The sequence below is a fragment of the Streptomyces sp. NPDC050743 genome, assembly GCF_044456925.1.
In the GTDB taxonomy this organism is placed as follows: domain Bacteria; phylum Actinomycetota; class Actinomycetes; order Streptomycetales; family Streptomycetaceae; genus Streptomyces.
This window is the reverse complement of the sequence record NZ_JBITGJ010000001.1, coordinates 37,794-49,945: the sequence shown is the minus strand read 5'-3', so window position 1 is coordinate 49,945 and position 12,152 is coordinate 37,794. Positions and strand designations below refer to the sequence as shown.

Annotated in this window: 12 protein-coding genes; 6 read left to right on the top strand and 6 right to left on the bottom strand. The window is 72.4% G+C overall.

Features of this window, described 5'->3' with window-relative positions:
- The first annotated feature begins 101 nt into the window (after window positions 1–101).
- From ACIBJF_RS00205 to fxsA, 4 genes are all read left to right on the top strand, one after another.
- Complete coding sequence (locus tag ACIBJF_RS00205; RefSeq protein ID WP_069782031.1) at window positions 102–542, top strand: Lrp/AsnC family transcriptional regulator; 441 nt, start codon at window positions 102–104, stop codon at window positions 540–542.
- A 62-nt stretch (window positions 543–604) separates the two neighbouring features.
- Window positions 605–2,224 carry an amidohydrolase gene (locus ACIBJF_RS00200; protein WP_399171393.1) on the top strand — a complete coding sequence of 540 codons (1,620 nt, stop codon included), beginning with the start codon at window positions 605–607 and terminating at the stop codon, window positions 2,222–2,224.
- A gap of 558 nt (window positions 2,225–2,782) precedes the next feature.
- A complete protein-coding gene (locus tag ACIBJF_RS00195; RefSeq protein ID WP_399171392.1) occupies window positions 2,783–3,580 on the top strand; it encodes a polyprenol monophosphomannose synthase in 798 nt (265 codons plus the stop codon).
- A 67-nt stretch (window positions 3,581–3,647) separates the two neighbouring features.
- Window positions 3,648–4,202 (top strand): FxsA family membrane protein, encoded by a 555-nt coding sequence (gene fxsA, locus ACIBJF_RS00190; RefSeq protein WP_399171391.1) that lies wholly within the window; start codon window positions 3,648–3,650, stop codon window positions 4,200–4,202.
- A 99-nt stretch (window positions 4,203–4,301) separates the two neighbouring features.
- On the opposite strand, the gene ACIBJF_RS00185 is transcribed toward fxsA, so the two are convergent.
- The 4 genes from ACIBJF_RS00185 to ACIBJF_RS00170 all read right to left on the bottom strand — a co-directional run bounded on the left by ACIBJF_RS00185 (window position 4,302) and on the right by ACIBJF_RS00170 (window position 7,791).
- Window positions 4,302–4,676, bottom strand: coding sequence for an RNA polymerase-binding protein RbpA (locus tag ACIBJF_RS00185; RefSeq protein WP_003977404.1), 375 nt, complete (start codon window positions 4,674–4,676; stop codon window positions 4,302–4,304).
- Between the two features lie 278 nt (window positions 4,677–4,954).
- Window positions 4,955–6,301, bottom strand: a complete 1,347-nt coding sequence (locus tag ACIBJF_RS00180; protein ID WP_399171390.1) for an MFS transporter — start codon at window positions 6,299–6,301, stop codon at window positions 4,955–4,957.
- A 63-nt stretch (window positions 6,302–6,364) separates the two neighbouring features.
- Window positions 6,365–7,141, bottom strand: a complete 777-nt coding sequence (locus ACIBJF_RS00175) for a glycerophosphodiester phosphodiesterase (protein ID WP_399171389.1) — start codon at window positions 7,139–7,141, stop codon at window positions 6,365–6,367.
- Window positions 7,138–7,791 (bottom strand): YitT family protein, encoded by a 654-nt coding sequence (locus tag ACIBJF_RS00170; RefSeq protein WP_399171388.1) that lies wholly within the window; start codon window positions 7,789–7,791, stop codon window positions 7,138–7,140. Before ACIBJF_RS00170 ends, ACIBJF_RS00175 begins: the two co-directional genes overlap by 4 nt.
- A 102-nt stretch (window positions 7,792–7,893) precedes the next feature.
- Between ACIBJF_RS00170 and ACIBJF_RS00165 the strand changes: the two genes are divergently transcribed.
- Window positions 7,894–9,402, top strand: coding sequence for a PLP-dependent aminotransferase family protein (locus tag ACIBJF_RS00165; protein ID WP_399171387.1), 1,509 nt, complete (start codon window positions 7,894–7,896; stop codon window positions 9,400–9,402).
- 46 nt (window positions 9,403–9,448) lie between these two features.
- Here the strand turns inward: ACIBJF_RS00165 and ACIBJF_RS00160 are convergent, their stop codons facing one another.
- Window positions 9,449–11,050 (bottom strand): hypothetical protein, encoded by a 1,602-nt coding sequence (locus tag ACIBJF_RS00160; RefSeq protein ID WP_399171386.1) that lies wholly within the window; start codon window positions 11,048–11,050, stop codon window positions 9,449–9,451.
- A 40-nt stretch (window positions 11,051–11,090) separates the two neighbouring features.
- Window positions 11,091–11,285 carry a hypothetical protein gene (locus ACIBJF_RS00155; protein WP_365332815.1) on the bottom strand — a complete coding sequence of 65 codons (195 nt, stop codon included), beginning with the start codon at window positions 11,283–11,285 and terminating at the stop codon, window positions 11,091–11,093.
- Between the two features lie 310 nt (window positions 11,286–11,595).
- On the opposite strand from ACIBJF_RS00155, the gene ACIBJF_RS00150 reads away from it, so the two are divergent.
- Window positions 11,596–11,988 (top strand): ankyrin repeat domain-containing protein, encoded by a 393-nt coding sequence (locus tag ACIBJF_RS00150; protein ID WP_399171385.1) that lies wholly within the window; start codon window positions 11,596–11,598, stop codon window positions 11,986–11,988.
- The last annotated feature ends 164 nt before the right edge of the window (window positions 11,989–12,152 follow it).

Genomic DNA, 12,152 nt, shown 5'->3' with positions numbered 1-12,152 from the left:
TGCGTGCTGCGGGCCTTATGCGCCGCTTTTTGTATCGAACCGGCTATGACCTGCGCTCTCGGCTATCCCAGGAGATCAAGCGCACTGTAGGTTTTGGCGCCATGGAGGAGCTGGACCGACAGATCGTGCAGCTGCTCGTCAAGGACGGGCGGATGAGCTACACCGACTTGGGCAAGGCCACGGGCCTGTCCACGTCCGCCGTGCACCAGCGGGTGCGGCGGCTGGAACAGCGTGGCGTCATCCGCGGCTATGCCGCGGTGGTCGACCCCGAGGCGGTCGGGCTGCCGCTCACCGCGTTCATCTCGGTGAAACCCTTCGACCCCAGCGCCCCCGACGACATCTCGGACCGCCTCGCCGGCGTCCCCGAGATCGAGGCCTGCCACAGCGTCGCGGGCGACGAGAACTACATCCTCAAGGTGCGCGTGGCGACACCGCACGAGCTGGAGGAGCTGCTGGCGAGGCTGCGGAGCCTGGCGGGCGTCTCGACGCGGACGACGGTGGTCCTGTCGACGCCGTACGAGGCACGGCCACCCCGGATCTGATCGCTGCCTCCCAGCACGCCCCAGGTGCAGGTCCTCCCCGGCGGCAGGGGAAACTGTCCGCTATGAGCGACCGCACCGCCGACCCCCAGCCCCCCGAGACCGTCCTCCTGCGCCGAGGAGAGGTGCACAGCCCCGCGGATCCCTTCGCCACGGCGATGGTGGTCGAGCGCGGCCAAGTCGCCTGGGTCGGTTCGGAGGGCGCCGCCGACGCCTTCGCCGACGGCGTCGACGAGGTGATCGACCTCGACGGCGCCCTGGTGACCCCGGCCTTCACCGACGCCCATGTGCACACCACCGCCACCGGCCTCGCCCTGACCGGCCTGGACCTGTCCGACGCCCCCACCCTGGAGGCGGCCCTCGCCCTGGTCCGCGACTTCGCCGCCGCACGCCCGGACGACCGCGTCCTGCTGGGCCACGGCTGGGACGCCGCCCGCTGGCCCGGCGGCCGCCCGCCGACCCGCGCCGAACTCGACGAGGCCACCGGCGGCCGTCCGCTGTACCTCTCCCGCATCGACGTGCACTCGGCGGTCGTCACCACCGCCCTGCTGGACCTGATCCCCGGCGCCCCCCGCGAGGACGCCCCGCTCACCGCCGACGCCCACCACACCGTCCGCGAGGCCGCCCTCGCCGCCATCACCCCGGCCCAGCGCGCCGAGGCCCAGCGCACCGCGTTCGCCCACGCGGCCTCCCTCGGCATCGGCTCGGTGCACGAGTGCGGCGGCCCGCGGATCTCCTCCGAGGACGACTTCACCGGCCTGCTGAGGCTGGCCGCCGAGGTGCCCGGCCCCCGCGTCGTCGGCTACTGGGCCGAACGGGCCGACGAAGGCGTGGCGAGGGCCCGGGATCTGGGCGCCGTGGGCGCGGCCGGCGACCTCTTCGCCGACGGCTCGATCGGCTCGCACACCGCCTGTCTGCACGAGCCGTACGACGACGCCGGCCACACCGGCACCGCCTACCTGGACGCCGCAGCCGTCGCCGCCCATGTCGTCGCCTGCACCGAGGCGGGCCTGCAGGCCGGTTTCCACGCCATCGGCGACGCCGCCGTGACCGCCGTCGTGGAGGGCGTGCGCGCCGCGGCAGAGAAGCTCGGCCTCGCCCGGATCCGCGCCGCCCGGCACCGCGTCGAGCACGCCGAGATGCTCACCCCCGAGACCGTCGCCGGCTTCGCCGAGCTGGGCCTGATCGCCTCCGTGCAGCCCGCCTTCGACGCGCTGTGGGGCGGCGAGGACGGCATGTACGCCCGGCGGCTGGGCGTGGAACGGGCCCGCACCCTCAACCCCTTCGCGGCCCTGCTGCGCGCCGGTGTGCCCCTCGCCTTCGGCTCCGACAGCCCGGTCACCCCGCTCGACCCGTGGGGCACCGTCCGCGCCGCCGCGTTCCACCGCACGCCCGAGCACCGGGTCTCCGTCCGGGCCGCCTTCACCGCGCACACGCGCGGCGGCTGGCGGGCCGTGGGCCGGGACGACGCCGGCGTTCTGGTGCCGGGCGCGCCCGCCGACTACGCGGTCTGGCGCACCGACGAGCTGGTCGTCCAGGCCCCCGACGACCGGGTGGCCCGCTGGTCGACGGACCCGCGCTCCGGCACGCCCGGCCTGCCGGACCTCACCCCTGGCCGTGACCTGCCGGTCTGCCTGCGCACCGTGGTCGGCGGACGGACCGTTTTCGTACGGCCGGGCGAGTGATCTACGGGGGTGGCGGGGCGGCGCTCGCTCGCCGGCGCCCCGCCGCCCGACCTGCGCATCCTCCCCCGAGGCCGCCCCTTTGGGGCCGTCGTCGCAGGCCAGAGGGCTGTTGACAGTCGACGGCCGAGGGCCGGTAGGTTCGTCCGAGTCCACCACCGGACGCCCGACCGGGGAATGTTCGCGAACTCGTCGCAGCGCTGCTGGGTCAGGGACGGTGTGCCGCACCGGGGCACCGTCGCTTGGGAGCCAGGCTCAGCGCCCGCGCCGACGAGGGAACGTTCCGGCCGGTCGGCAAGGTGTGACCCGGGTGGGGCCCGTGCGCTCAGTAGACAACGGCTTTCGGTCGATCCGCAGCCAGCGGGTCCCAGGTCGGCCCGAAGGGCGCCGGGCCCCCATCCGCCGTGACGGGGAAGCGGTCCCGTGTGCTGTGAAAGGTGCCGAAAAGCGCATTCTTACCCCACTCTTGTGGAATCGACACCACCAAAGGCATGAGTCGGCACGTCATACCAGGCAGCGGCCACTATGGTGGACGCCTGCGTACGACCAGAAGGGGCAGCAGTGAACGACGGCGACGGGACCCTCGCGGCCAAGGCCCAGGGGAGGCAGTTCGGTCCGCTCGGCACGGCCTTGGTGATCATTCCGACCTACAACGAGGCGGAGAACATCAAGACCATCGTCGGCCGGGTGCGCAAGGCCGTTCCCGAGGCGCACGTGCTGATCGCGGACGACAACAGCCCGGACGGCACCGGCAAGCTCGCCGACGAGCTGGCGGCCGAGGACGAGAACGTCCAGGTGATGCACCGCAAGGGCAAGGAGGGCCTGGGCGCCGCCTACCTCGCGGGCTTCCGCTGGGGCCTGGAGCGCGACTACGGCGTGCTGATCGAGATGGACGCCGACGGCTCCCACCAGCCCGAGGAACTGCCCCGGCTGCTCACCGCGCTCAAGGGCGCCGACCTGGTGCTCGGTTCCCGCTGGGTGCCCGGCGGCCGCGTGGTGAACTGGCCCAAGTCCCGTGAGTTCATCTCCCGTGGCGGCAGCCTCTACTCCCGGCTCGCCCTCGACCTGCCCCTGCGCGACATCACCGGCGGCTACCGCGCGTTCCGCCGCGAGACCCTGCAGGGTCTGGGTCTGGAGCAGGTCGCCTCGCAGGGGTACTGCTTCCAGGTCGACCTGGCCCGCCGCGCGGTCAAGGCCGGCTTCCACGTGGTCGAGGTGCCGATCACCTTCGTCGAGCGCGAACTCGGCGACTCCAAGATGAGCAAGGACATCCTCGTCGAGGCGCTGTGGCGGGTCACCGCCTGGGGCGCGAGCGAGCGGGTCGCCAAGCTCACCGGCAAGAGCAAGCGGGCCCAGTAGTCCCGCGTCGGCCCTCGGCGGACATCCCCTTATCCCGCGCTGAGCAGCCGCCAGGCACACTGGGGGCATGACGACTGGCGCTCCGACCTCTCCGTACACCGCCCGGCCCCGGCGCTCCCGGCTGCGCAGGTATCTGCCGCTGGGCGTCGCCGCCTGGCTGGTGCTGGAGATCTGGCTGCTGACCCTGGTCGCGGGGGCGGCCGGGGGGTTCGCCGTGTTCCTGCTGCTCGTGGCGGCCTTCGTGGCCGGCTCCGTGGTCATCAAGCGGGCCGGCCGCCGTGCCTTCCAGAGCCTGAACGAGGCGCTGCAGCGGGGCGGCTCGCCGGAGCGCGGCGGCGGCAACGGCCTGATGATGCTGGGCGGACTGCTGCTGATGATCCCGGGCCTGGTCTCCGACGCGGCCGGCCTGCTCCTGCTGCTGCCGCCAGTGCAGCAGGCCGTGAGCCGGTACGCGGAGAACGCCCTGGACAAGAGGCTGCGCACGGCGGCCCCGGGCAGCTTCGGCGACGCCTTCCAGCAGGCCCGCATCCACCGTCCCGACGGCAAGGTGGTGCAGGGCGAGGTCATCCAGGAGGACCGGCCCGAGCCGGGGGAGCAGGAGCGTCCGCCGCTGACCCGCTGAGCACGCCCCCGGACATGCGGAAAACCGCGGGCGCCGTACGTGGATCACGTACGGCGCCCGCGGTTTTGTGTAGCTGTGTCTTCGCCCAGCCAGCAGGGACTAGGCCGACTTGCGGCTGTCCCGAGGGTGAACCGCGATGTTCATCGCCCCCGAGCGCAGAACCGCCAGGCGCTCCTCGAGGACCTCTTCGAGTTCCTCACGGGTCCGCCGCTCCATCAGCATGTCCCAGTGGGTACGCGCGGGCTTGGCCTTCTTCTCTTCAGGGCCGTCGCCGTCGACGAGGAGTGCCTGGGCCCCGCAGACCTTGCACTCCCACTCCGGCGGGATCTCCGCCTCGACCGAGAAGGGCATCTCGAAGCGGTGCCCCTTCTCGCATGCGTACTCCACGGCCTGGCGCGGGGCCAGGTCGATACCGCGGTCCGTCTCGTAGCTGGTCACCACGAGGCGCGTACCGCGAAGAGCTCGCTCACTCATGAATCGTGCCTCCCGGGCTTGTCGCCCACAGGACAGGTGTCGCTGTCGTCGTCATCCGGTCAACGTCCGGTCGGCGGTAAAGATTCCCGTTCCGTGTCCCGTTCCGGGTCATGCGTCGCCGTCGTAGCCGCCCCTTGTTCTACCCACCGGCGCCCGGTTTGTCACATCTGCTAGCAGATGTCACCCAGCGTTTCGGCATCTTTGACGCGCAGTAACGGTACGCCTGGCAGGCCAAAGGCGTACACTACCGCCCTTTGGCCCCGAGCGCTAAATCAGTCCTAAATCTTCCCCGGAACGGGATTGCCCGCCTCGCCGATCGCCCGCCGCACCGGGACGCGCGCCAGCAGCACGAAGCCGATCACGAAGAAGGCCACCAGCGAGATGATCGCGGACCGATAGCTTCCGGTCAGCTGGTAGGTCATGCCGAACAGCAGCGGCCCGAGCCAGCTCATCCCGCGGTCGCTCAGCTCGTACGCCGAGAAGTACTCGGCCTCCTTGCCGGGCGGCACGAGATGGGAGAACAGCGACCGGGACAGCGCCTGGCTGCCGCCGAGGACCAGGCCGATACCGGCGGCCAGCACGAAGAAGAACACCGGGGCGTTCGCGGGCAGGAAGTAACCGGCGGCCAGGGTGAGTGTCCACGCCACCAGCGAGCCGAGGATCGTCCGCTGGGCGCCGTACGTCCGGGCCAGCCGCCCCATCGCCAGCGCCCCGGCCACGGCCAGCACCTGCACCAGCAGCACCGCCATGATGAGCGTCGACTGGCCGAGCCCCAGTTCCTGCGAGCCGTAGACGGAGGCCTGGGTGATCACCGTCTGGATGCCGTCGTTGTAGATGAGGTACGCCAGCAGGAAGGCGAGCGTCAGCGGGTGCCGGCGCATGTCCCGGACCGTCGCCGCCAACTGTCTGAGCCCGGCTGCCGGGGCGCGCTCCACGCGCGCGTGCCGGTCGCGCAGCCTGCGCAGCGGCACGAGTGTGAAGGCACCCCACCACAGGCCCGCCGAGGCCAGGCAGACCCGGACGGCGGCCGTCTCGGTCAGGCCGAAGGAGTCGTGCGCCGAGTACAGGACCAGGTTGGCGACCAGGACCGTGGAGCCCGCGGCGTAGCCGAAGGCCCAGCCCCGGGAGGAGACCGCGTCGCGTTCCTCGGGCGGGGCGATCTGCGGCAGATAGGAGTTGTAGAGCATCATCCCGACCGACTGCGCCGCGTTGGCCACCACCAGCAGCGCCCCGCCGAGCAGATACCGGTCGCCGTCCAGGAAGAACATGCCCGTGGTCGCGGCGGCCCCGATGTACGCCGCCGCCGCGAGCAGCGGCTTCTTGCGGCCGGTGCGGTCGGCCACGCCGCCCACGACCGGCATCACCACGACCGCCAGGATCACCGACAGGGACACCGAGTAGGCGAAGAAGGAGCCCGCCCGGACCGGGACGCCCAGCGGGTGCACATAGCCGTCGGCGTCCGCGGCCCGCTCGGCGACCGCGGTGAGGTAGGGCCCGAGGAAGACCGTCACCACACTCGTCGAATAGACCGAGCAGGCCCAGTCGTAGAAGTACCAGCCGCGTTGCTCGCGCCGGAGGCCCGCGGTGTCGTCCGCCGCGTCCTTCCGCAGGGTGTCCGTGCCCACCCGTGCCCTCGCTTCCCCGCTCAAGTGCTCAAGCGCGAAGGCTCGATCCGGGCGGCCGGGTGGTCAGACCCAGACGCCGCGGTCCTCCATGACCTTGCGCAACGTGTCGATGTGATCGGTCATGATGCCATCGACTCCCAGGTCCAGGAGCCGGTGCATGCGCGCGGGTTCGTTGATCGTCCACACGTGCACCTGCAGCCCGTAGGCGTGGGCGGCGCGGACGAAGCGATGGTCGACCACCGGGACGCCCGACTGGGCCTCCGGCACCTGCGCGGCGACGGCGGACCGGCGCACGGCGGCCGGCAGGCCCCAGGAGCGCAGTCGCAGGTTCAGCACCCCCCGGGTGCCGAACGAGGTGGCCAGCTTCGGCCCGGCCAGCCGCTGGGCGCGCAGCACGCGCGCCTCGGAGAACGAGCCCACGCAGACCCGGTCCCAGGCGTTCGTGCGCTCGATCAGGTCCAGGAAGGGGCGCAGGGCGGGCTCCGCCTTGATGTCGACGTTCCAGCGGACCTCGGGGAAGGCCTCCAGCAGCTCCTCGAACAGCGGCACCGGTTCACGGCCGCCCACGCGCGCCTGCCGTACGTCCTCCCACGGCAGGTCCGCGATGCGGCCCGCACCGTCGGTGACCCGGTCCAGCGTCGAGTCGTGGAAGGCGACGAGCCGGCCGTCGGCCGTGGCGTGCACGTCGGTCTCGATGTAGCGGTAGCCCAGTTCGACCGCGCGCCGGAACTGCGCCACGGTGTTCTCCAGCCCGTCGGCGGCCCCGCCGCGGTGGGCGAAGGCGATCGGGACGGGATGGTCGAGGTAGGGGTGGCGTATGGGCGGCGTCGCGAGGGTCACGGACGCAGTATCGCGCGTTCCGGTGAAACGCCGGCAACGAGCGTGCTGCGGCTCGATGCCGACGGAACGGCGAACACCCGCAGGAACAGCTGCGCGAGCGGCCCGATGGACACCGCGTACAGCACGGTGCCGACGCCGATCGTGCCGCCCAGCACGAACCCGGTGACCACCACCGCCGCCTCTATCCCCGTCCGCATCAGCCGGATCGAGCGGCCGGTGCGCCGGTGCAGCCCGGTCATCAGGCCGTCGCGGGGGCCCGGACCGAAGCGCGCCGCGATGTAGAGGCCGGTCGCCGCGCCGTTCAGCACGATCCCCGCGAGCAGGAGCGGGACGCGTACGGCGAGGGAGTGCGCGTCCGGGACGAGCGCGAGCGTGGCGTCCATGGCCAGGCCGATGACGAAGACGTTCGAGACCGTGCCGAGCCCGGGGCGCTGGCGCAGCGGGATCCACAGCAGCAGCACCGCCGCTCCCACGATGATCGACACCACCCCTATGGTCAGCCCGGTGAGCTCGGCGAGGCCCTGGTGCAGCACGTTCCAGGGCTCCAGGCCCAGGCCCGCCTCGACGAGCAGTGCGGAACTCGCGCCGTAGAGCGCGAGCCCGGCGTACAGCTGGATCAATCGCCGTCCGAGACGGCGCCGAATGGACACGAAGTACCCCCCTGAGTGGTGGCGGTGGCCTGACGCATGACACTCTGTGGCTTGGGAACAATCGCCATCCATGGCCAATTCGGGGAAGGTGGACTGATCTTCATGGCTCAGTGGACCTCTGCCATGGGGGCCGCGCAGCTCGCCCGGCTCCTCAAGTCCCAGCAGGACCGCCCGGCCGGTCCCGGCACCCGCCGTCCGCCCGCCTACCGCGCCCTCGCCGACGGCATCCGGCTGCTGGTGCTCGAAGGGCGCGTCCCGGTGGCAGCCCGCCTGCCCGCCGAACGCGAACTCGCCCTCGCGCTGTCCGTGAGCCGTACGACCGTCGCGGCCGCGTACGAGGCGCTGCGCGGCGAGGGCTTCCTGGAGTCCCGGCGCGGAGCCGGCAGCTGGACCGCCGTACCGGCCGGCAACCCGCTGCCCGCCCGGGGCCTGGAACCCCTGCCCCCCGAGGCCCTCGGCTCGATGATCGACCTCGGCTGCGCCTCGCTGCCGGCCCCCGAGCCATGGCTGACCCGCGCCGTGCAGGGCGCCCTGGAGGAACTGCCGCCGTACGCCCACACGCACGGCGACTACCCGGCCGGCCTGCCCGCGCTGCGCTCGATGATCGCCGAGCGGTACACCGCGTGCGGGATCCCCACCATGCCCGAGCAGATCATGGTGACGACCGGTGCGATGGGCGCCATCGACGCGATCTGTCATCTCTTCGCCGGCCGTGGCGAGCGCATCGCGGTGGAGTCCCCGTCGTACGCCAACATCCTGCAGCTGATGCGCGAGGCGGGCGCCCGTCTGGTCCCCGTCGCGATGGCCGAGGGGCTGTCCGGCTGGGACATGGACCGCTGGCGCCAGGTCCTGCGCGAGGCCGCGCCCCGCCTCGCCTACGTCGTCGCCGACTTCCACAACCCCACGGGCGCGCTCGCCGACGAGGACCAGCGGCGCCGGCTGGTGGACGCGGCACGTTCGGCCGGCACGGTGCTCGTGGCCGACGAGACGATGAGCGAGCTGTGGCTCGACGAGGAGCTCGCGGCCGGCGGGATGCCGCGCCGGGTCTGCGCCTTCGACCCGGCCGGCTCGACCGTCATCACGGTCGGCTCGGCGAGCAAGGCGTTCTGGGCGGGCATGCGGATCGGCTGGGTCCGGGCGGCTCCGGACGTCATCCGCAGCCTGGTCGCCGCGCGGGCGTACGCCGACCTCGGTACGCCGGTGCTGGAACAGCTCGCCGTCAACTGGCTGTTCAGCACGGGGGGCTGGGAACAGGCGGTGGAGCTGCGCCGGGCGCAGGCCCGGGAGAACCGGGACGCGTTGGTGGCGGCGATCCGGCGTGAGCTGCCCACGTGGGCGTTCGACCTCCCGAACGGCGGTCTGACCCTGTGGGTCCGCGCCGGCGGCCTGTCCGGCTCCCGGCTCGCCGAAGCGGGCGAGCGGACCGGCGTCCGCGTCCCCTCCGGCCCCCGCTTCGGCGTGGACGGCGCGTTCGAGGGCTATCTCCGGCTGCCGTTCACCGTCGGGGGAGCGGTGGCGGACGAGGCGGCGGTCCGCCTGGCCGCGGCGGTCCGACTGGTGGAGACGGGTGCCACGGGGGGTGTGGAGGCGCCCGGCACGTTCGTGGCCTAGGCCGAGCGCCTGACGACTCGGGGCGCGGTGTGGTTCGGCGGCGGCGCTACCCCGTCGCCTCTGCGGTCGCCGGCGCCATGCCAACCGCCGGCTTCGTGAGATCCGTCGGCTCGGCCTCCGCGGCAGTGGTCCGCGCGGGCAGCAACTCCAGCACCGCCTGCCGGTCGGCGTCGCTGGTCGCGTCGTCGTACGGATCCGGCGTGCGCGGCACCTGGAGCCGGTGCACGGGGCCCGATCCCAGCCGCGCGTACCCCCGCCCCGGCGGTACGTGCCCGAGCGGCGTCGTGTGCGGCGGAGCGCCCAGTACCGCCTCCACCTGCCGGGGCGTGGCGGGTCCGAGGACGACACGCGCGCGTGTGTGCTGCCGTACCGCGTCGCTCAAGGCCTCCTCGCTGTCGAACTGCTCGGCCACGACGACGGTCACGTTCGCCGCGCGGCCGTGCCGCAGCGGCACCTGGAGCAGCGCCTGCGGGTCCTTGCGGCCGTCCGTCGCGGCGAGGTGGGCGAACACGGAGGGGCGGTCCAGCACGATCCACAGCGGGCGCCGGGCGTCGCCCGGCGGCGGGTCGCCCGCCTGCCGGGCCAGGTTGACGGCGATGAGCCGCCGCTCGGTCTCCTGCGCCGCCCACTCCAGGCTCGCCAGCGCACCGGGCAGCGCGCACTCCACGGACAGGACACCGTCCCGGCCGGTCAGGCACGCGTACTCGCCGGTGCCGCCGCCGTCGACGATCAGGACGTCGCCGTACTGGAGGGCCTGCAGGGCGATGGAGCGCAGCAGGGTCGAGACGCCGCTGCCGGGGTGGCCCATGGCCAGCAGGTGCGGCTCGGTGGAGCGGATGCCGGTGCGCCAGACGACCGGCGGCACGTCGATCTGTTCCTCTCCGTAGGAGAGAGGAAGCGTGCGCTGGACCTCGCTGGGGTCGGTGAAGCCGAGGACCGTCTCGCCGGGCGCGGTGACGAAGTGCTGGGCCGGGATGTCGGCGGGCAGCGGAGGCAGGACGGTGACGGTGAGCTGGTTGCCCTCCTCGTCCCAGCCGAAGCGGTACTCACGGCCCCGGCCGGCCTTCGCGGTGAGCAGTTGCTCGATCCGCATGCGGGCCTCGGACTCGCCGTCCGGGAAGTACGCGGGGTAACGGATCACGAGATGGCCGACGCGCCCGTCGCCGTCGAACTCGTGGGCGGTGAAAGCCTTCTCCCACTCCCCGCCGTGCGCGTACAGCGGCGCCGGGTCCTCGGGGGTGGAGAAGTAGGGCACCAGGGCCTCGTACAGGGACTGGAGCCGTTCGGCCTGGGACTCGTCGGGGCCCTCGGGGGCCGGTGGGGTGCGGTCGCGGCCGTGCCAGGCTGCCGCCGCCATCACGGTGATGACGGCGAGCAGCGGCCCGTACGGCATCAGTGCCACGGCCAGGATCACGGAGGCCGTCAGGAACAGCAGCGGCCCACGCTTGTCCTGGGGCGTGTCGGCCCATCGGCGCCGTCCGGCCGAGGCCAGCCGGCGCAGCCCGCGCGTGACGGTGATCAGCGGGTGGAGGACGTCGGTGGCGCTGTCGGCCGCCGTCCGGGCCAGCTCCCGGCTCCGTGCGAGCTGCGTCCGGGCGATCTGGGCGCTGTCCTTGCTCAGGATGCGGGGGAGAGGGCGCCGGGCCACTGCTGTCTCCTGAAGGTGCGTGCGGGCGGGACGGGCGGGGTCAGAACTTGATGCCGCCGAGGAGGCTCGCCAGGCTCTCTCCGCCGGCCCTGATGCTCGGGGCGATGCCCGTGTTGGCCAGGTAGAACCCGAACAGGGCCGAGGTGCAGGCATGTGTGCCCTTGAGGCCGTCCTTGCGGAAGAAGAGGAAGGTGACGGTGCCGAGCAGCATGACGCCCGAGATGGAGAGGATCATTTGGGGCCTCCTGGTGTCGAGGGGGGACAGTCACCATGAGTTCTTCCAGGATCACAGGATGTATCCATATGATTAAAGGTGCAACTGGGTGAAATCCACCAGATATCACCCGGTCGGCGGCGCGGTAAGGGCCCGGTCGAGCTGGGTGATCGCCTCCGGTGGGGGCTGTTGGTGATCTTTACCTCGGGCACATCGGGTCATGTGCCGCGCGAGCCAGTACGCTGGCGATTCACTCGTACGGCCGTGCTCCGCTCTCGCTGCCGTACGCTCCCTGAAGTCCCCGAAGTTCGCAGGAGAGGCGGTCCGCCCGATGAGTGAAGCCCCCGACCCCGAGGTCGTGGAGCTGGCGACCAAGATCTTCGATCTGGCCCGGCAGGGGCAGACCGAGGCGCTGGTGGCGTACGTCGACGCCGGCGTTCCGGCCAACCTCACCAACGACCGCGGCGACTCCCTGGTGATGCTCGCCGCCTACCACGGCCATGCCGACGCGGTCCGCGCCCTGCTCGCCCGGGGCGCCGCGGCGGACCAGGTCAACGACCGAGGCCAGACGCCGCTCGCGGGCGCCGTCTTCAAGGGCGAGACGGAAGTGATCAAGGCGCTCCTGGAGAGCGGAGCCGACCCCGGCGCGGGGACGCCGTCGGCCGTCGACACCGCCCGGATGTTCGGCAAGACGGAACTCCTGGAGCTGTTCGGCGCGCACTGACGCGCACGTCCTGACCAGCTACGAGACGGAAAACGGGGGAGGCGGTAAAGGGCCGCCGGAAATACGGTCGCGGCAGCACAAACCGCCGGGTCATCATGACGACGTGATTCACGGACGCGATGGCTGGGCAGGTGTTGCCGCACCGCGCGGGCCGTGATGCGGTC